At 61.6% G+C, this 19,742-nt stretch carries 11 protein-coding genes and 1 tRNA gene; 7 read left to right on the forward strand and 5 right to left on the reverse strand.

Translation table 11 applies throughout. The features are described from left to right. The first annotated feature begins 72 nt into the window (after window positions 1–72). From VFO93_RS07830 to VFO93_RS07840, 3 genes are all read left to right on the forward strand, one after another. Window positions 73–1,797, forward strand: a complete 1,725-nt coding sequence (locus tag VFO93_RS07830) for an amidase family protein (RefSeq protein ID WP_325133800.1) — start codon at window positions 73–75, stop codon at window positions 1,795–1,797. Between the two features lie 67 nt (window positions 1,798–1,864). Then, window positions 1,865–2,803, forward strand: coding sequence for a helix-turn-helix transcriptional regulator (locus VFO93_RS07835; RefSeq protein WP_325133801.1), 939 nt, complete (start codon window positions 1,865–1,867; stop codon window positions 2,801–2,803). A gap of 91 nt (window positions 2,804–2,894) precedes the next feature. Beyond that, window positions 2,895–3,647 carry an SDR family oxidoreductase gene (locus VFO93_RS07840; protein ID WP_325133802.1) on the forward strand — a complete coding sequence of 251 codons (753 nt, stop codon included), beginning with the start codon at window positions 2,895–2,897 and terminating at the stop codon, window positions 3,645–3,647. A gap of 81 nt (window positions 3,648–3,728) precedes the next feature. Here the strand turns inward: VFO93_RS07840 and VFO93_RS07845 are convergent, their stop codons facing one another. Continuing rightward, window positions 3,729–5,138: an FAD-binding oxidoreductase gene (locus VFO93_RS07845; RefSeq protein ID WP_325133803.1), complete on the reverse strand. Its 1,410-nt coding sequence runs from the start codon at window positions 5,136–5,138 to the stop codon at window positions 3,729–3,731. Window positions 5,139–5,183: 45 nt separating this feature from the next. On the opposite strand from VFO93_RS07845, the gene VFO93_RS07850 reads away from it, so the two are divergent. The 4 genes from VFO93_RS07850 (at window position 5,184) to VFO93_RS07865 (ending at window position 13,320) form a co-directional block, all read left to right on the forward strand. Beyond that, window positions 5,184–5,888, forward strand: coding sequence for a C40 family peptidase (locus tag VFO93_RS07850; protein WP_325133804.1), 705 nt, complete (start codon window positions 5,184–5,186; stop codon window positions 5,886–5,888). Between the two features lie 148 nt (window positions 5,889–6,036). Next, entirely contained in the window at window positions 6,037–9,504 is a 3,468-nt protein-coding gene (locus VFO93_RS07855) for a TonB-dependent receptor (RefSeq protein ID WP_325133805.1), read from the forward strand. Window positions 9,505–9,848: 344 nt separating this feature from the next. Then, window positions 9,849–13,073, forward strand: a complete 3,225-nt coding sequence (locus VFO93_RS07860; RefSeq protein ID WP_325133806.1) for a TonB-dependent receptor — start codon at window positions 9,849–9,851, stop codon at window positions 13,071–13,073. Between the two features lie 173 nt (window positions 13,074–13,246). Next, window positions 13,247–13,320: transfer RNA gene (locus VFO93_RS07865), tRNA-Ala, on the forward strand. 72 nt (window positions 13,321–13,392) lie between these two features. Here the strand turns inward: VFO93_RS07865 and VFO93_RS07870 are convergent. The 4 genes from VFO93_RS07870 to VFO93_RS07885 form a co-directional block, all read right to left on the reverse strand. Further along, entirely contained in the window at window positions 13,393–14,487 is a 1,095-nt protein-coding gene (locus VFO93_RS07870; protein WP_325133807.1) for a PKD domain-containing protein, read from the reverse strand. 134 nt (window positions 14,488–14,621) lie between these two features. Next, window positions 14,622–16,769: a beta-galactosidase gene (locus tag VFO93_RS07875; protein ID WP_325133808.1), complete on the reverse strand. Its 2,148-nt coding sequence runs from the start codon at window positions 16,767–16,769 to the stop codon at window positions 14,622–14,624. A 179-nt stretch (window positions 16,770–16,948) separates the two neighbouring features. Next, a complete protein-coding gene (locus VFO93_RS07880) occupies window positions 16,949–18,649 on the reverse strand; it encodes a GH39 family glycosyl hydrolase (protein WP_325133809.1) in 1,701 nt (566 codons plus the stop codon). 101 nt (window positions 18,650–18,750) lie between these two features. Beyond that, entirely contained in the window at window positions 18,751–19,728 is a 978-nt protein-coding gene (locus VFO93_RS07885; protein ID WP_325133810.1) for a type IX secretion system membrane protein PorP/SprF, read from the reverse strand. Between the last annotated feature and the right edge of the window lie 14 nt (window positions 19,729–19,742).

Raw genomic sequence — 19,742 nt, forward strand, 5'->3', positions numbered from 1 at the left:
TGCGTCGCTACGCCGCTCAAAGGCAGCCTACCAGGCAAAGCAGCCTTAGCTTAGGTCAAAAAACACCAGCACATGAAACGTCGCCACTTTCTGCACCACGGCACCCAGGCGGCCGTGGCCGCCACGCTACTACCGCTGGCAGCTGGGGCCACTGCGGCTGCTTCGGTTGCCACAGCCCCAACTGCCGCGCCCGAAACGCCCGCCGTTGACTTTGACCTCGCCGAAGCCAGTATCACCGACCTGCAAGCCCGCCTGCAAAGCGGCAAGAGTACCAGCCGTATCCTATGCCAAGGCTACCTCGACCGCATTGCCCAGTTCGACAAAGCCGGCCCCAAGCTCAATGCCGTTATCGAGCTGAACCCCGACGCGCTCAAAATCGCCGACGCGCTGGATAAGGAGCGCAAAACCGGCAAGCTACGCGGCCCGCTGCACGGCATCCCGATTTTGCTGAAAGACAACATCGACACCGGCGACCAAATGCAGACCACCGCCGGCGCGCTGGCCCTGGACGGCCACCGGGCCGCTAAGGATGCCTTCGTGGCGGCGCAGCTGCGCAAGGCCGGGGCCATCATCCTGGGCAAAACCAACCTGAGCGAGTGGGCCAACTTTCGCTCGTCGCACTCGGCCAGCGGCTGGAGCAGCCGCGGCGGCCAAACGCACAACCCCTACGTGCTCGACCGCACGCCCAGCGGCAGCAGCGCTGGCAGCGGGGCGGCGGTGGCCGCCAGCCTCTGCGCCGCCGCTGTGGGCACCGAGACGAACGGCTCCATCGTGTCGCCCGCGTCGGTGAACGGGCTCGTCGGCCTCAAGCCCACCGTGGGGCTGGTGAGCCGCACGGGCATCATTCCCATTTCAGCCACCCAGGATACGGCCGGACCGATGGCCCGCACGGTGCGCGATGCGGCGATTCTATTTGGCGCGATGATAGGGGACGGATTTGACTTGGCTGACCAGCCTGATAACGCACCTCTGGGCGCTAACTTCATCGCTGAACGGGCAAAGCAGCACACTGCCTCCCCTGTGGCTAGCCAATCCTCTACCTCGTTGCCTGTCGCTGTGTCTGAAAGCCCACCTGATTATGCTTATGTATTAAGCTCCGACGTACTACGAAACCAGACTCTCGGAGTAGAAAAGAGCCATTTTGTGAGCAAAACCGCCGCTGGGGAACTGTTGCGGCAAGCTGTAGCCTTGCTTAAAGCTCAAGGCGCTACGGTGGTGGAAGTGGACGTGCTGGGTACTATGCAAAGCCTTGGGCTTGCTGAGTTCGACGTGCTGCTTTACGAGTTTAAAGACGGCGTGAACAAGTACCTGGCTCAAGCACATGCACCGGTTAAAACGCTGGCCGATGTGATTGCTTTCAACCAAGCACACGCGGCGCAGGCCATGCCTTATTTTCAGCAGGAAACGCTGGAGGCGGCCGAAAAAACCGACGGGCTAGCTAGTGAGAAATATAAAGCCGCCCTGCGTAAAGTGCTGGACGACAGCCGCGCCGCCCTGGACCAAGCCTTAAGCAGCGACGGCGGCCTGGCCGCCATCGTGGCCATCACGACCGGCCCGGCCGCCTGCATCGACCTCGTGAATGGCGAATATGGTACCGGCCCCGGCTACTCGGGCCCCGCCGCCATGGCCGGCTACCCGCACCTCACCGTGCCGATGGGGCAGGTGCATGGCTTGCCGGTGGGCTTGTCGATGGTGAGCAGTCCATACAACGAAGCAGAATTGCTGAGCTTGGGCTACGCCTACGAGCAGGCGACCAAGCACCGGCAGGCCCCGACGTTTCGGGCGGTGGTGGGGTAGGGACGCTTGGCTTAGGCTGGGTGCCAGCATGATGCTACCTTTGAATTTCACAAAGCTACCCCTTGCGATGCCTACTGCTCCACTCGCCGAATTCTATCAAGAAATAACGGCTTGCACCGGCCCCGAGCTAAGTGCGTTGCTGCCGAGCGGCATTCAGCAGGATGTGGGCCACTTCAACGTTTTTAGCCTTTCCGGTCTCTGGCCGCCGGCCCGCGAAAAGCCCGCTGCGCCCTACGTCTGCCGCTCGTTTTATAAAATCAGTCTGCTCAGTGGGCGCAGCCGGTTCGAGTATCCCGACGCGACGATTGAGCTGGAGGGGCCGGCGCTGATTTATTCGACGCCCAAAGTGCCGTATCAGTGGTTGCCGCAGGCACCGCAGGCCGGGCATTTCTGCGTCTTTACGGCGGACTTTCTGCGCCCCACCAGCAGCGGGGTAGTGCTCGATGAGCTGCCGATTTTTAAGGCGGCCGGCTACCCGGTTTTTCAGCTGTCGGCGGCGGAAGGAGCGCGTGCTACGGCCGTTTTTGAGCGAATGCAGGAGGAAATGGCCTCTGACTACGCCCACAAATACGACCTGCTACGGGCCTACACGCTCGAACTCATTCACCTGGGGCAAAAGCGGCAGCCCGCCACCAACTTGCACCCCGCGCACAGTGCGCCGGCGCGGCTCACCTCGCGGTTTATCGAGCTGCTGGAGCAGCAGTTTCCGCTCGAAAACCCGCAGCAGCAAGTGCGCCTGCGCACGGCCATAGCGTATGCCGACGCGCTGGCCGTGCACGTCAACCACCTCAATAAGGTGCTGAAGGAAACGACTGGCCGCACGACTACCAGCCTTATTATGGGGCGCATCGGGCAGGAGGCGCAGGCGCTCTTGCGCCAAACGCACTGGACGATGGCCGAGATTGCCGACAGTCTGGGCTTTACCGACGTGGCGCACTTTTCGCACTTCTTCAAGCGCCATGCTACGGTGGCCCCCGGTACCTACCGCACGCAGGTGCTGGTTTGAATTTTACATAAAATGGATTGGCGGGCGCAAAAGGCCGGCTAGTTGGCCGCAGGACCTTTGTCATGTTCTTAAACCCAACCGGGAAACGCACATGACAACCTCCAAAATCGCCCTCGTGACCGGGGGCAGCCGTGGCCTGGGCAAAAGCATGGCCCTCCACCTTGCGCAAAAAGGCATCGACGTACTGCTGACGTACCACAGCCAGCAGGCCGAAGCCCAGGCCACCGTGGCCGAAATAGAAGCCCTGGGCCGCCGGGCGCTGACCGTGCAGCTAAACGCGGCCGACCCCAGCAGCTTCGATGGTTTTTACCAGCGGGTAGCTGAGGCCCTGCCGGCCACGTTTGGTGCCAGCCGCTTCGATTTTTTAATCAACAATGCGGGCACCAGCCTGACGGTGCCCATCGCCGACACCACGGAAGCGCAGTTCGATGAGATGCTGAACATTCACTTAAAGGGCGTTTACTTCTTGACCCAAAAGGCGTTGCCCTGGTTGAACGATGGCGGTCGCATCATTAACATCTCCTCGGCAACTACGCGCGTCTCCTTTGCCGGGGCCTCGGCCTACGCTGCTATGAAAGGCGCGGTAGAGGTTTTTACGCGGTACCTGGCCGTGGAGCTGGGCGCCCGCGGCATTGCGGCCAACGTGGTGGCGCCCGGGGCCATCTTCGGCGGTGGGGCCATGACCGATACGCCCGAACTACGGGCTTACGTGTCCCAATTAACGGCCCTGGGCCGGGTGGGCCTGCCTGACGACGTGGGCGGCCTGGTGGCCTTCCTGTGCACCGAAGAAGCGAAGTGGCTGAATGGCCAGCGTATAGAGGCAACTGGCGGGATGAATCTGTAAAAAGCAGGTAGTCAATTAAAAAGAAGCGCCGCGAGCAGGGAGTGACTCCTGCTTGCGGCGCTTCTTTTGGCTTGGTGGCGCTTAAAATATCTTGCCGGGATTCAGAATGCCCGCCGGGTCGAACACCTGCTTGATGCCGCGCATGAGGTTCAGGTTAGCTTCTTTCAGGGCGATGTGCATGAACTGCTTTTGCACCAGCCCGATGCCATGCTCGCCCGAAATGGTGCCGCCGAGCTGCACGCAGAGCTCGAAAATCTCGGAGATGGGTTGGCGCAGGCCCACGTTCCACTGCTCGTCGGTGAGGTCGCCGCGAATGATGTTGACGTGCAGGTTGCCATCGCCGGCGTGGCCGTAGCACACGCTCTTGAAGCCGTAGCGCCGGCCGATTTCCTTTACGCCCTTCAGCAGCGTGGGCAGCTCGGCGCGGGGCACTACCGTGTCTTCCTCTTTATACACCGAGTTGTAGCGCACCGAATTGCCGATGTTGCGGCGGATTTTCCAGAGCTCGTCTTTCTGGGTGGCCGTGTCGGCCAGCAAGATTTCACCGACCTCGTAGTTTTCGAGCACGCCGTACACCTGCTCGGCTTCCTTGTAGAGCTGGTCCATGTCCTGGCCATCGAGCTCGATGAGCAGGTGGGCGGTGATGTCCTCGGGCAAAGTGAGCGGGATTTTGAGATAATCGGACGACCAAGCGATGGCCTCGCGCTCCATAAACTCCATGCCCGACGGAATGACGCCCGCCCGGAATACTGCCGACACCGCCTCGGCCGCCTGCGCCTCGTGCCGAAAGGGCACCAGCATCAGGATGTTGTGCTGGGGGTAGGGGAGGAGCCGGAACACTACCTTAGTGATGATGCCGAGCGTGCCCTCCGAGCCCACCATGAGCTGGGTGAGGTTGTAGCCGGTCGAGTTTTTGAGGGTGTTGGCGGCCGTCCAGATGATGTCGCCGGTGGGCAGCACTACTTCCAGGTTCAGCACGTAGTCGCGGGTGGTGCCGTATTTCACGGCCTTGGGGCCGCCGCTGCTGTGGGCCAGGTTGCCGCCCAGCGAGCAGCTGCCCTTGCTGGCCGGGTCGGGCGGGTAGAACAGGCCGACTTCCTTCACGGCATTCTGAAACGCCTCGTTGACCACGCCCGGCTCCACGGTGGCTTGCAGGTTGCGCTCGTCGATTTGGATAATTTTATTGAAGCGCTCGGTGCTGAGCACCACCCCGTTGTGGATGGGCAGCGCGCCTCCGCTGAGGCCCGTGCCCGCGCCCCGCGCCGTGACCGGCACGCGGTGCTGGTGGCAAAGCTTCATGATGGCGCTTACCTCTTCGGTGGTGCCGGGGCGCAGCACCACATCGGGCGCAAAATGGAAGTCCTCGGTGTGGTCGCGGCCGTAGGTTTCGTACTGCGCGGCCTCGGTGCGCTGGGCGGTGAGCACGTGCGCCGGGCTCACGATGGCCTCGAACTGCGCTACCAGTTCGGGCGTAAGGGGGGAAAAATTCATGGCAGGAAAAGCGCCGCCCAAGGCGCTAAAAGTATATTTGTCTTAATGCAAGGGGAAAAAACGAAGGTACAGCGAATGATAGTAGGGCCGCAACTAGCCCGCCGCACGCCGGCCCATACGGCCGTTTACCTGCTGAGTTTGGCGCTGTTGCTGCTGGCCAGCGGCTGCGCCCAAAAGCTCAATCAGCGCAACGGCCGCTACTACTCGGCCCGCGACATGGCCCGCCTGAAGCGCACGCCCAGCCGCCCAGCCGGCCACCCGGCCCTCACCAAGACCAAGGAGAAAACGACCACCACGACCAGCAGCGGCGCAATTACGACCAAAACCGTGACCCGCCGCCCCACCCGCATGGGCAACGCCACCGGCGCGCTGGCCAGCGTGATTGAAAACGCCCGCGCCTACCAGGGCGTGCCGTATTTGTTCGGCGGCACCACGCGCCTGGGCATGGACTGCTCGGCCCTGCTCCAGCTTTCGTTTGCTGATGCGGGCATCGACATTCCGCGCTCGTCCAACGAGCAGGCGGCCTGGGGCGAGCCCATCAAGCCGACCCAGCTGAAACCGGGGGATTTCCTGTTTTTTGGGGCGTCGCCGGGCTCGCCCATCATCACGCACGTGGGCATGGTCACGGTGGTCGATGCCGAGGGCGTCGAGTTCATTCATGCTTCTACCTCGCTGGGTGTGACGGAAAACAGCTTCGAGCTGGATTATTACCTGAGCCGTTTCATCCGGGCGGTACGGCCACGCTTATAGTACTTTAGAGAGTTTAGAAGATGAAGATGTGATGAACAATCATGTGATAATCAGTTTGGTAACATTAGGGTAATCTAAGGGGCTGCGACTGGGGAGTAATTTTGCGGTGGCGTTTATCGCGCCGCATTTTTCATTTTATCTCTCCTTTATGAAGTTGTTATACCTGCGTCATACGTTCGCTCTGGTACTACTGCTGCTGTCGGCCTCCCTCAGCTGGGGGCAGGGCGCTACTACCTCGGCCATGAGTGGCACCATCACCGATACCCAGGGGCAAGTGCTGCCGGGGGCCACCGTGATTGCCATTCACACCCCGACCAATACGCAGTACGTGGCCCCCACCAATGCCGATGGGCGCTTCAATATCCAGAACATGCGCGTGGGCGGGCCCTACAGCGTGCGCGTCACGTTCGTTGGTTTTCAGGATTTTACCCGCACCGGCGTCAACCTGACGCTGGCCGAAAACTTCCGCCTCGACGTGAAGCTGGGCGAAGGTGCCACGCAGCTGACCGAAGTGACGGTGAACGGCCGCCAGGACCCGATTATGAATGCCGACCGCACGGGCGCGGCTACCACCATTCAGCGCCAGCAAATCGAGCGCCTGCCCACCATCAACCGCTCGTTGTCGGAGATTACGCGCCTCACGCCGCAGTCGAGCGGCAACTCGTTTGCGGGCCGCAACAACCTGTACAACAACATCACCATCGACGGGGCTATTTTCAACAACTCGTTTGGCTTGTCGGGTAACTCTATTGGCAGCCAGACCAATGCCCAGCCGATTTCGCTCGATGCCATCGACCAGGTGCAGGTGAGCATCGCGCCGTTCGATGTGCGCCAGGGTTCGTTTACCGGGGCCGGCATCAACGCCGTGACCCGCAGCGGCACCAACAAGTTTTCGGGCTCGGTCTACGGCTTTTACCGCAACCAGAAGCTGGTGGGCAAGCGCGTGGGCAACGTGGAGCAGGGCATTCCCAACTTCAACCTCTACAACGTGGGCTTCCGCTTCGGCGGCCCTATCGTGAAGGACAAGCTGTTCTTCTTCGTAAACGCCGAGCGCGAGCGCCGCAACGACCCGCCCACCGGCAACTACGCCGCTACCCAGCTGAATGCCAACGGTAGCGCGGCCAACGCCGGGCTATTTACCTCGGCGGCGCGGGCCGTGGATTTGGGCATTCTGAGCAACTTTCTCAGCACCAACTACGGCTACAACGCCGGCCCCTACGAAGGCTTCGTGCTGGCCTCGAATAGCGACAAGCTGACGGCCAAGCTCGACTGGAACATCAGCCAGAGCCACCGCTTCAACATCAAGTACAACTACCTGCGGTCGTACCGCGACGTGCCGGCCAGCTCGTCGGGGGCCATCGGCGCGGGCCGCGCGCAGTCGCAGTTCGGCCTGCCCTTTTTGTCGTCGTACTACCGCATCAACAACAACCTCAACTCGTTTATCGCCGAGCTGAACAGTACCTTCGGGGCGCGCTTTTCCAACAACCTGACGGCCGGCTACCTGGCCAACCGCGACTTCCGCGAAAGCCCGGCCGGCGGCATTTTCCCGCTGGTCGACATCGGCAACGGCACGGCGCTGAGCGCGGCCAACGCCGGCGTGACGGCCGCCCAAAACCTCACGGCTTTCGGCTACGAGCCCTTTTCGGCCTTCAACCTGCTGAACAGCGATACCTACCAGCTGGGCGACAATTTCACGGCCTACCTGGGCAAGCACAACGTGACCGTTGGTACTTATAACGAGCTGTACAAGTTCACCAACGGCTTTGCGCCGCAGTACTACGGGGCGTTTGTATATAACTCGCTGCAAGACTTTTACGCCTCAGCCGCCACTACGGCCGCGCCGTATGGCTACAACTACGACGCCTCGTCGGCCAACCCGCAGCTGACGCCCCGCACCCAGGCCGAGGGCCTGCGCGCGGCCCAGCGCTACCAGCTGCGCTACGCGGCCACGCCCGATGGCTCGTTTCCCTTCGCCGTGACCAAGGCCGCCCAAATCGGCTTGTACGTGCAGGATGAGTGGTCGCCGCGCGGCAACCTGAAATTGACCTACGGCATCCGGGCCGACCTGCCCATCGTGTTTTCGAGCATCGAGCAAAACGAAAACCTGGCGAATCTGACCGGCTTCCGCGACGGCATTCGCATCAATACCAGCCAGCTACCCCGCAAAACGCCGCTGTTCTCGCCCCGCATCGGCTTTAACTGGGACGTGAACGACGACAAAAAGACGCAGGTGCGCGGCGGCACGGGCATCTTCACCGGCCGCGTGCCGTTCGTGTGGATTTCCAACCAGGCCAGCAACAACGGCGTGCAGTTCGGCTCCATCGACGTGCAGGGCGCGCTGGCGTCGCGCTACTCGTTTAACCCCAACGTGGACCAGTACCGCAACCAGCTGATTGCGGCCGGGGCCAATACCTCATACAACGTGGCCTTTGCCTCGCGCGACTTCAAGTTTCCGCAGGTGTACCGCAGTAACCTGGCCATCGACAAGCAGCTGTTTGGCGGCGTAGTGGCCACGCTGGAAGGTATTTACACCAAAGACCTAAACGCGGTGTACTTCCAGAACGTGAACCTGCCGTACTCGACCGTGAACGCGCAGTCGTCGGCCACCGACGCAACTTCCGGCGACCGCCGCCCGGTGTACTGGGCCGCCAATGCCGCCGGCCTGCCCACTACTACCAAGAACTACCGCATTTACAGCGGCGCGGGCGGCGCTACCCTGGCCAACCCCAACATCACGGACGCCATCTTGCTGAACAACACCAGCAAAGGCTATTCCTACACCGTGACGGGCCAGCTCCAGAAGTCGTTCAGCAACGGCCTCTACGCCATGGCGGCCTATACTTACGCCGACTCGCGCTCGGTAAACGACGGCGGCACCATCGCGCAGTCGAGCTGGGCCGGCCGCCAGGTATCGGGCGACCCCAACGCCGACGTGCTGAGCTACTCGCAGTTTGTGGTGCCGAGCCGCGTCATTGCCTCACTGGCCTACCGCTTCGAGTACCTTAAGCATTTGGCTACCAGCGTGTCGATGTTCTACGAGGGCGCGGCCGCCGGCCGCTTCTCCTACGTGTACAGCGGCGACATGAACGGCGACAACGTGAACGGCAACGACCTGATGTACGTGCCTAAGAGCCAGGATGAAATCGTGCTCACCAGCCGCACCATCGCTGGCACTACCTACACCGCCGCCCAGCAGTGGGCCGACCTCAACAACTACATCGACCAGGACCCCTACCTCAGCAAGCGCCGCGGGCAGTATGCCGAGCGCAACGGCGCCCTGCTGCCCTGGCAGCACCGCATCGACTTCCGCCTGCTGCAAGACATTTTCACCAACATCGGCGAAAACCGCAATACGCTGCAACTGAGCGTGGATGTCTTCAACATCGGCAACCTGCTGAACAAAAACTGGGGCACCTATCAGTTTCAGTACAACGCCAGCCCGCTGGCTTTCCAGGGCAACAACGCCGCCGGCCAGCCCACCTTCCAGTACCAGTACGTGACGAACCCGACCGCCACCACGGCCGGCCAGACGCTGACCAACACCTACCGCCCCGATGTGACGACCATCGCCTCGCGCTGGCAGATGCAGCTCGGCGTGCGCTACATCTTCAACTAGCCGGGTCGGCCACGCCCGGCCACCCGCCGCAACCCGAAACGGGGCAGGATACAATTCCTGCCCCGTTTTTTTATTTCCGGCTTTCCGGCTCCGGCTGAGGCTTGAAAAAGGCTGGGCTTAACAAAACAATAACCAGAGCAGTAATGCTAAACTGGTAAAATATTGTTAAGAAGTAGGTTAGGTTAGGTGGTGAATAAAGTAGGCTAGCCTAATAAGTAGCCGCGAACACGATTTCGGGGCGGGGGTGGCGAAGCGACCTTCACCTGTCCCTTAACTTTGTATAGTCATTAAGTGCCTTCCTAAAAATTAAAGACTGCAACTGTTTATCACCAATTCTTTTTTTCATGAAGCGAATACTATTCAATGCGCTATTCTTGCTGGTGCTGGCCCTGGGGCTAACCCAGCAGAGCTGGGGCCAGGGGGCTACTACAGCCTCGATGAACGGCGCGGTAACGGATGGCAAAGGTGAAAGCCTGCCCGGCGCTACGGTGCTGGCCATCCACACGCCCACCGGCACGCAGTACGGGGCCGGTACCAACGGCGAAGGCCGCTACAACATCCAGAACATGCGCGTGGGCGGGCCCTACACCATCAAGGTGTCGTTTGTGGGCTACCAGGACTTCACCAAGGAAGGCGTATACCTGACCCTGGCGCAGAACCTGCGCGTGGACGTGCAGCTGTCGGAAGCCAGCACCGCCCTCGGCGACGTAGTCGTGACGGGCCGCCCCGACCCGGTTATCAACGCCGGCCGCACGGGTGCCCAAACCAGCATCAGCCGCGAGCAAATCAACAACCTGCCCACGCTGAACCGTAACCTGACCGACTTCACCCGCCTCACGCCGCAGGCGGCCGGCGGCGGCAGCTCGTCGTTTGGCGGCTCCAACAACCGCTACAACAACATTACCATCGACGGGGCCGTGAACAACGACGTATTCGGTCTCGCGGGCTCGGGTACGCCCGGCGGCCAAGCTTCGACCAATCCCATCGCGCTCGACGCCATCGAGCAGATTTCGGTGGTGCTCGCCCCCTACGACGTAACGCAGGGCAACTTCACCGGGGCCGGCGTAAACGCCGTAACCCGCTCGGGCTCCAACGACGTGTCGGCCTCCATCTATGGCTTTGGCCGCAACCAGAACTCGATTGGCCGCAGTGTAACCTCCGACCGCACGAAGGCCGATAACTTCTACAACTACCAGACCGGCTTCCGGGTGGGTGGCCCCATCGTAAAGGACAAAGTATTCTTTTTCCTGAACGGGGAAATTGCCCGCGTAAACACGCCCCTGGGCTTCATCCCCGGTACGCCAGAATCGCGTGCTACCGTGGCCAACCTCAACCGTATCGCTGCCGCTGCTAATACGCCGCTCTATGGCAACTACATCGCCGGTAGCTTCGGCGACGACCTGACGCGCCGCACCGAGAGCAACAAGATTTTTGCCCGCCTCGACTTCAACTTGTCAGAAAACAACACCCTGACTTTGCGCCACAACTTCGTAAAGGCGTTCGACGATAACATCACGCGCACTGCCAACAACATACGCTTTGCCAACAACGCCTACAAGTTCAGCAACATCACCAACAGCACGGTAGCGGAATTGAACTCGCGCTTTGCGGGTGGTTTCTCCAACAAGCTGATTTTGACCTACACGGCCATCCGCGACTCGCGCGATGTGCTTGGGGCTCCTGGCCCGGCCTACCAGATTGTTGACAACGGCATTACCTATAACCTGGGCCAGGACCGGAGCTCGGTTGCCAACCAACTCGACCAGGACATTGTCGAAATTACCGACAACCTGACCAAGCAGTATGGCAAGCACACGCTCACGCTGGGCACGCACAACGAAGGGTTCAAATTCCGTAACCTGTTTATCAACAACGGGGCTGGCTACTACACGTTTAACTCTATCGACAACTTCGTGGCCGGTCGCGCTTCTGGCGTGCAGGCTAGCTACGCAGCACCTGGTAGCAACGGCGAAGCCAAATTCAAGGCTGCGCAGCTGGGCTTCTACGTGCAGGATGAATATACGCCTGTTGAAAACCTGCGCCTGACGCTGGGTATGCGTGTCGATGTGCCCGTGTTTGTAGATAAGCCTGGCGATAACACCGCTTTCAATACGGCTGAGCGTAATGCAGCTGGCGCTATCACCAACCCTGGCTTTGGTAGCCAATACCAGACCCGCAACACGCCCAACGGCCAAATCCTGTACTCGCCCCGTTTCGGTTTCAACTGGGATGTGAAAAACGACTCGAAAATCCAGGTGCGTGGTGGTACCGGCATTTTCACCGGCCGCGTGCCGTTCGTGTGGCTGTCGAACAGCTACACCAACAGCGGCCTGATTCAGGGCTCGGTAAACCAGAACTCGAACACGGCTTTCCTGCCTTATATCCGCCTGAACCCGGCGCAGATTGCGACGGACTACACGGCCGTGCGTCAGTCGCAGATAAACCTGGTGAGCAACGATTTCAAGCTGCCGCAGGTGTGGCGCTCGAACCTAGCTGTTGATTTCCGCCTGCCCGGCGACATCGTAGCTACGCTGGAGGGTATCTACTCCAAGACGGTAAACGATATCTACTACCAGGACCTGAACCTGGCTCCCCCCATTGGCAAGCTGGCTGGCCCCGACCAGCGCCCGGTGTATGACCCCGGCAATAGCGGTGCCAACCGCCGCCTCGACCAGCGCTTCACCAACGCCTACCTGCTGGCCAATACCAACAAAGGCTACCGCTACAACGCGACCTTCCAATTGCAGAAGCGCTTCATCAACGGCCTCAACACCACGGCTGCCTACACCTACGGCCAGTCGAAGGAAATAAACAGCGGCACGAGCAGCACGGCTTCGTCGAACTACGGCTTCAACCAAATCGCAGTTGACCCCAACAACCCTGAGCTGGGCTACTCGCGCAACGACCAGCGCCACCGCATCATCGGTAGCGCCGGCTACACGTTCCACTACGCCAACAAGGCGATGGCTACCACCTTCACCGTGTTCTACGAAGGCCTGTCGGGCCAGCCGCTGACGTACATCTACGGCAACGGCCGCGACCTGAACAACGACGGCAACAACGGCAACGACCTGTTTTACGTGCCGACCAACGTGCGCGACGCCAGCCAAATCCGCCTGACCCAGACGCCGACTGCCAACGGGGTAGTAGACAGGCGCACGCTGACTGAAATTCAGGACCAGCTGGACGCTTTCATCGAAAACGACCCTTACCTGCGTTCGCACCGGGGCCAGGTAGTGGAGCGCTTTGCCGCCCGCCTGCCTTGGACGCATCAGGTAGATATCCGCGTAGCGCAAGACTTCAACTTCATGGCCGGTGGCAAGAAGAACACCATCCAGCTCACTTTCGATATCCAGAATCTGGGCAACCTGCTCAATGTTAACTGGGGCCGTCAGTATGTGGTGTCTAACAACGCAGTAGAGCTGCTGCGCACTGAAACGACGGGCGCCAACGTGCAACCCACGTTCTCGTTCCCAGCTACCTACGGTAGCACCGGCCGTTCCTATGACATTGCGCCCTTCCTGTCGCGTTGGCAGGGCCAGCTGGGCGTGCGCTACATCTTCAACTAAGGCTGATTGAAGCGCTGAAACCAGTGAAAAAAGGAGTGGAAGTTTCCACTCCTTTTTTTTGTGCCTGATTTTGCGCTAGTTGCGGAAAAAGATGCCCCCAGGCCTTGCACAGTTAAAAAACCGCCGTACTTTTGCACAACCAAAACGCAACTGGCGCGGCGGTCTACAAAAAAGGGGGATTAGCTCAGCTGGCTAGAGCGCTTGCATGGCATGCAAGAGGTCATCGGTTCGACTCCGATATTCTCCACTTTTAAACAAAAAAGGCCCGTTACGATGAACATCGTAACAGGCCTTTTTTGTTTTTGTCGGCTGTGAAGCTTTACGGCACGGCCACGTCCCACACTTTGGCCATGCGCGCCTTGCCGGCCGGGCCTTCTACTTCCAGCACCACGATGTACTTGCCCGCCTCGCGGTATTGGTGCACCGGGCTTTGCGCGGTAGAGGTTGTGCCGTCGCCGAAGTCCCAGCGCCACTTGCTCACGCGGCCCAGGCTTTCATCCGTGAAGGTGACCTGCCGCCGGGCCGCGTCGGTAACCATAAACGACCACTGCGCCGCCAGTGCCGGCTGGTGCTGCGGAGCCAGCGGCAGCAGCGTGAAGACGGTGCCGAGGCTGGAGTTGCCGTACATCTTGTGGTTGGCTGCGAGGTTCCAGAAGCCTTTTTTGCTTTCGTCCTGCACGTCGTCGTAGTCGATGACGGCCCAGGTGAGGCCGATTTTCTTGTTGTCGGTCAGTACCGATTCCACGGCGCGGGCGGGGCCTTCGGCCCCGGCGTAGTCGAAGGGCGTAATCCAGAACTCGGCGGTGAGCTTGCCTGGCTTGCCGGGCTGGAAGTCGTAGCGGTAGGCGATGTTGGCGTAGGGCAGGCGCTTTATCCAGGGCTGGCTGCCCCAGGCCAGGGCCCAGTCCTTGCCCACGGCGGGCATGAAAATATGGTAGTTCTGCGCCTGCACGCCGTGGAAGGCGAAGTAGCGCTCCATCAAGGGCAGCGACTGGTTGGGGTGAAACTCGGCCGTAAGCGGGCCGCCCGAGAGGTCGCCATCCACCACTACCTCGAAGGTGTCGTTGTGCAGGTCGGGGCGCGAAAAGTCCCAGTAATCGTCGTAGGCTTCGTAGAGGAAGTACAGGCGGTTCAGGCCCTTCACCCAGGCCACCTTTACACTCACTTTCAAGTTGGTGGTGTCGGGTTTCGGATAATGCCCCGAGTCGTCGCGCAGCTGGTCGGTGCCCACCGCGTACTCCTTGGGGAAAGTAGCCCAGTCGTCGGCGTTGCCGTCGATGCGCGGTATCCTATTGGCCGGAAACTGGTACACCTTGTAGCCCCGGTCTTCCTGGGCCAGGGCGGGGAGGGCGAGGGTGCTGAGGAGTAGGCCGGTGAGGCCAAAGTAACGCGGGCGGTTTAGCAAAGTTGACATAAGGATTAGTAAGACACGAGACGTTAGACATGAGACATGAGAACTGCTCAGATGAGCATTATTAGAAACATTCGGACGAGCCTTCTCATGTCTCATGTCTCATGTCTAACGTCTCGTGTCTTACTTCTCAAATGCTACTCTTTCCACACGACCACGCCGGCCGGCGGTACCTCGGCGCTGCCGATGAGCGCCTTGCCCGCCACGGGCATCGTGTAGGGCTTGTCCGAGTAGTTCAGCCCCACCCAAAAGCCGTCGCGCCAGTCAAGCACTACGCCGGGCGGCAGGTCGGCTACCGCGATGCCGGCGCGCTGGTACACGCGGCGCAGCACGGCGTTTTCGAGCGCGCCGTCGTCGGTGTCGGGGCCGACGTAGGTGACGCTGCCCTTGCCCAGCGCGCGCGACACCACGGCCGCCTTGCCGCTGTAAAACTGGTTGGTGTAGCTGGCCCACACCTCGGTGCCGGGCAGCGGCTCCAGCACGTCGGCCCAGTTGTTCCACTGGTAGGTTTTGCCCGCGCTGCCGATAGTGCCTGTCACCGACTCGGGTAGCAAATCATACATGGTGATTTTGGCCCCGATGAGGTCCAGAATCGGGCCAGCCCAGGGGGCTTCCCACAGGCGGTCGGTGCGGTCTTTCTGGCCGGTGCGGGTAGTCAGTACCAGGTGGCCGCCCTGCTGCACGTACTGCCGCCAGCGCTCCACCAAGTCCTTGTCCAGCAGCTCGTAGGCCGGGGCTATCAGCACCGGGTAGCGGGTGAAATCCTTGGCCTCGGTGATGATGTCGACCGGCGCGCCGGCCTGCTTCAGCGCGTCGTAGTAGCGCTTGAGGTGGGCCATCGTGCTCCACTGGTTGGTTTGGGGCTGGTTGTCCATCTCCCAGCGGTTGTCGGCGTTGTAGAGGATAGCCGCCTGGCGGCGCTGGTAGGCGGCCGGGGCCTTCGCGCCGGGCCGGTACTGCTGCTGCACGGCCGCCAATTCTTTGATGACCCTGATGTACTCCAGCCCGCTGGTGCTGGGCGTGACGCCATCGGTGCCGATGATGCCGTAGTGGTACTGCTCGCCGCCCGTGAGCGGCTGCCGGAAGCGGTAGTTGCACACAAACTTATTGCCGCCCGCGAAGGCGTGCCAAATCCACATCCGCACCGCGCCGGGCAGCGGCTGGGGGTTGAAGCGGCCCCAGTTTACCTGCCCCGGCTGCAATTCCATCACGCCCGTCACGCCGTTGAACGACCGGAACAGGTCATTGGCAAAGCCGATGCTGCTGGCCGAGCCCATCCGAAATCCCTGCGCGCCCAGGCCGTTGTCGTAGCCCGCCACCAGGTACTTGGTGTAGGTCAGGAAGTCGAGCCCCGTGATGCGGGTGGGGTCCACGGCCACGTGCTCGGGCATGAGGTTGGTCGTAATCCACTGGGTAGGAGCCACGTGCTTGCGCAATATCTTGTACTGCATGCTCAGGAAGTCGTTGGCCTCGTCGGCCGTAAACCGCTTGAAGTCGAGCACGGCCGCCGGGGCCGGCTGCTCGGGCAGCTCCTTCTGGTTGGGAATCAGCACCTGGCTGAAATCCGAGTAGCGGATGCTCCAGAAGGCCGTGCCCCAGGCTTTGTTGAGGGCGTCGAGCGTCTGGTACTTGGCTTGCAGCCAGCGCCGGAAGCTGGCCTGCGCGGCCAGGCTGTAGTCGTACTGCCCGTAGTGCGAAGGCTCATTATCCAGCTGCCAGCCCCAGATGCGGCTGTCCTGGCCGTAGTGCTGCCCGATGGCTTCCACCATGCGCTGCACGTACTGCCGGTACACGGGGCTCGACCACGAAGCCTGCTGCCGCGAGCCGTGCTGCATGGTGCGGCCGTCGGCGTTCACCACCAGTATTGCGGGGTGCTTCTGGGCCAGCCACGCGGGCGGCGTGGGCGTGGAGGTGCACATGATGACCTTAATGCCATTCTGGTGTGCCAGGGCCACGGCCTCATCCAGCCATTTGAAGTCGAATTTGCCTTCCTCGGGCTCGACAAACGACCAGGCAAACTCGCCGTAGTGCGTGAACTGAAACCCCACCTCAGCCATCTTCTTGATGTCGCGCGCCCAGTTTTCGTGCGGCCACTGCTCGGGGTAGTAGTAGCTGCCGATGGACATCAGCGGGCCTTTGTCGAAGAAAGTGGGCCGGGGCGGCGCGCTGAGTTCTGGGTAGCGGTGTACCTCAACTTGGCCTTCGAGGCTGGTAGGCCGGGTCCGGACCGTTTGGGCCAGGGCAGGCGTAGCGAGGAGAGTGAGGGCGAGCAGGCGGTAATTCATTAGCTGAAGGGTATGAGAACCCAAAGTAAGCTGGCAAACCGCCTGTCATTGCGAGCGCAGCGAAGCAATCGCACCAGCACGGAACCCGAACAGCGCGGCTGAACAGATGGGATTGCTTCGCTGCGCTCGCAATGACAGGCGGTTTTAGACAGACTTAAAAACGGCCAGCCATGCGCGGCCTACCAGCTCAGGCGCAGCAGCGACACCCCTTGCCGGGGCAGCGTAAAATGCAGCACCGCGGCCCCGTTCTTCGCACTCACCCAGCTGGGCGAAGTAAGTAGCGCCAGCTGCCCGGCCTGCGCCAGGGTGGCGCGCTGGGCGGGCGATACCTGCTGCGGCGAGCCCAGCGCCTGCCAGGCGGCGTAGGAGTTGCTGTGTTCCTGGTCGATGCGGTAGTGTTGGAGCAGCGCCTTTTCGGCGGCCACGCCGCGTAGCGTTAGCTCTATTTCGGCGGGCGGGGCGGGCAGGTCGTCGTTGTGGTAGTTCCAGACCAGGATGGCGGCCGAGTGGGCGTCGGCCGTGGCTAGGGCGCCGATGTCGGCGCGCTCGTTCTGGCCCTGCTTCAGAATGTCGGGCAGGCTCATGGCCTGGGCATTGGCCACGGCCACGCGCTGGCCGCCCATTTGCCCCAGCATCCGGAATACATTGAGCACCGGCTTGTCTACGCCGTTGGTGGCCAGGTCGCGGAAGCCCGCAAACCAAGGCTGGTCTTCAAACTCAAACGACCAGCTCACGGCCCCGGCCAGGTTGATTTTCTGCTGGTCGGCCAGTTCGTAGAGGCGGGCGTAGCTGGCGGCCGTGTAGCTCGAAAACATCGTGCCGTTGCGGTAGGCGTTGTCGGGGTTGGTTTGCACGCCGCAGGCGGCGCAACCCTCGGGGTCGTTTTCGCCCAAGATGATGGGGAGCTGGCGCAACGTCGGGAAGGAGTTCAGAATTTCCATACCTGCCTGCACATCGCGCAGCTGGGTGGCCATGTTCATCCGTACGTGGCCGCCCGTGAGCTTGGGCGCGCCCTTGGCGTGGTAGGTGATGAAGTCGAGCCGGGTGCCGGTTTTGCCGGTCGCGTAGTTGGTGCCGCTCACGCAGTGCTGCAAAAAGCTGCGCAGAAAATCGGCCGCCTTGTCCCAGCCGGGGCCGGTGGTTTCGGGGCCGCCGAGCTGGGCGGCGGGCAGGGCGCGGTGCACGGCCGCTTCGGAGTAGTCGAACAGCTTCTGGTATTCTTCGGGCGTGCCCTTCCAGTAGCCGATGTTGGGCTCGTTCCAGAGCTCCCAGCGCCAGGTTTTGACTTCGGCCTCGCCGTAGCGGGCCACGCTATGCTTCACCCACTGGTACACTAGCTCGCCCCACTTGGCGTAGTCCTTGGGCGGGTAGGCCCAGCCGGTGTAGATGTCGTTGTAGTTGTCGCCGGGCTTCCAGTGGTGGCGGTAGGGCAAGGGGTGGCTGCTCAGCGCCTCGGGCATGAAGCCGAGCTGCGCGATGGGCTTCATGCCCCGCTGGATGTAGCTGTCGAAAATGCGGTCTACGATGGTCCAGTCGTACACCGGGCGGCCCTTTTTGTCTTCGGTGTAGGCGTTGGTCGAGCCCCATTTAAAGCTGGCTGTGCCGTCGCCGGTAGTCAGCATGTTGTGCACGCGCACGTACACCGGCACTGGGCTGAGGGCGGCGAGCTCGGTAAGCAGCGGCTGCCCATCCTTCATGTAGGTGTAGTTGGGCTCGTCGTAGCCGAAGTAAGCCCACAGCGGCGGCAGCGGCCCCACGGGCCGGGCCAGGTCAACGCCAATGGCCACGGGGGCCGCCGGCGCGGGTGGGGTAGGGGCGGTGGGCTGGGCCAGGGCGGCTGGCCCGGCCAGCCCGAGCAGCAATAAGGAAAGGTTTTTCATGGGTGGGGAAAGGTGAAAATGACTTTTGTATTTACAAAACAGCGCCGCCTCTCCACGCGGGAAGGGCGGCGCTGGGTGGCCGAAGCGCGGGCAGGGGCGGCCTACCAGAAGCGGTCGACGCAGACGACCTTTTTCTTCTTCTTAATCTTGAGGCCCAGGATAACCTCGTGGCTGCCGTTCTGGTAGCGCGAAATGTCGGACGTGCTCGCGTCGTAGGAGTAGCTCAGGCTGGCTACGTCGCTGAAGTTAACGCCCACGTTGCCCACGAAGGCATCTTTCACGCGGTACGACACGCCCACCCACATGATGTCCTGGAGCTTGAGCTTGGCATTGACATCGACCGAAACCGGCGCGGGCGACATGTACTTAACTAGCACCGAGGGCACCAGCGACACGCCCTCGCTCAGGGGCAGGCGCACGCCGGCGGTACCGAAGTAGTGGCGGTACAGCCGGTTGGCCTGAATTGGAATGGTCGCGTTGGGCTCGTAGGCGATGTCGAGCTGGTTGCCCAGCAGGTTAGCCGCCGACACCCCGGCGTAGAAATTATCATTGTAGAGCCACAGGCCAATGCTGGCATCCGGCACGATGGAGGCCTGGTTGGCCACTACCGTGCTCACGTTGTGGAAGCGCAGCTGCGAGCCATCCAGCGAGTACTGCTGCATACCTATCGAAGCGCCCATGGCCAGGCGCAGCGAGCGCGTGAGCGACAGGTTATAAGTGTAGGAGCCGTAGGCCCCGGTGCGGCGGGTAGGGCCCGTTACGTCGCTGTACACGATAGCCCCGAGCGCGTGAAAGCCCCGGCTCCAGTCGTGCAGGGTACGCTTGTTTTGGGTGCGCAGGCGACCGAGCGACGAGTTGACGCTGGCGTAGTACGTCTTGGGCGCGCCCTCGATGCCCGTCCACTGGGTGCGGTAGCTGAACTTCAGGTCAATGTAGTCCTCGGTGCCCGCCACGGCGGGGTTGAGGATGTAGTTGTTGTTCATATACTGGCTGTACTGGGCCAGCTGCTGGGCGTGGCCCTGCTGCGCCAGGCCCAGGGCCAGGCCGCCAGCGAGAAGGGCAGGTAAGTATTTTTTCACGAGAGCAAGGCAGT

The organism is Hymenobacter sp., assembly GCF_035709525.1.
Lineage (GTDB): Bacteria > Bacteroidota > Bacteroidia > Cytophagales > Hymenobacteraceae > Hymenobacter.

What these genes read in the sequence shown, in the direction of transcription:
- VFO93_RS07830 (WP_325133800.1), top strand. Translation starts at nt 73, where the DNA reads ATGAAACGTCGCCACTTTCTGCACCACGGCACCCAGGCGGCCGTGGCC.
- VFO93_RS07835 (WP_325133801.1), top strand. Translation starts at nt 1,865, where the DNA reads ATGCCTACTGCTCCACTCGCCGAATTCTATCAAGAAATAACGGCTTGC.
- VFO93_RS07840 (WP_325133802.1), top strand. Translation starts at nt 2,895, where the DNA reads ATGACAACCTCCAAAATCGCCCTCGTGACCGGGGGCAGCCGTGGCCTG.
- VFO93_RS07845 (WP_325133803.1), bottom strand. Translation starts at nt 5,138, where the DNA reads ATGAATTTTTCCCCCCTTACGCCCGAACTGGTAGCGCAGTTCGAGGCC.
- VFO93_RS07850 (WP_325133804.1), top strand. Translation starts at nt 5,184, where the DNA reads ATGCAAGGGGAAAAAACGAAGGTACAGCGAATGATAGTAGGGCCGCAA.
- VFO93_RS07855 (WP_325133805.1), top strand. Translation starts at nt 6,037, where the DNA reads ATGAAGTTGTTATACCTGCGTCATACGTTCGCTCTGGTACTACTGCTG.
- VFO93_RS07860 (WP_325133806.1), top strand. Translation starts at nt 9,849, where the DNA reads ATGAAGCGAATACTATTCAATGCGCTATTCTTGCTGGTGCTGGCCCTG.
- VFO93_RS07870 (WP_325133807.1), bottom strand. Translation starts at nt 14,487, where the DNA reads ATGTCAACTTTGCTAAACCGCCCGCGTTACTTTGGCCTCACCGGCCTA.
- VFO93_RS07875 (WP_325133808.1), bottom strand. Translation starts at nt 16,769, where the DNA reads ATGAATTACCGCCTGCTCGCCCTCACTCTCCTCGCTACGCCTGCCCTG.
- VFO93_RS07880 (WP_325133809.1), bottom strand. Translation starts at nt 18,649, where the DNA reads ATGAAAAACCTTTCCTTATTGCTGCTCGGGCTGGCCGGGCCAGCCGCC.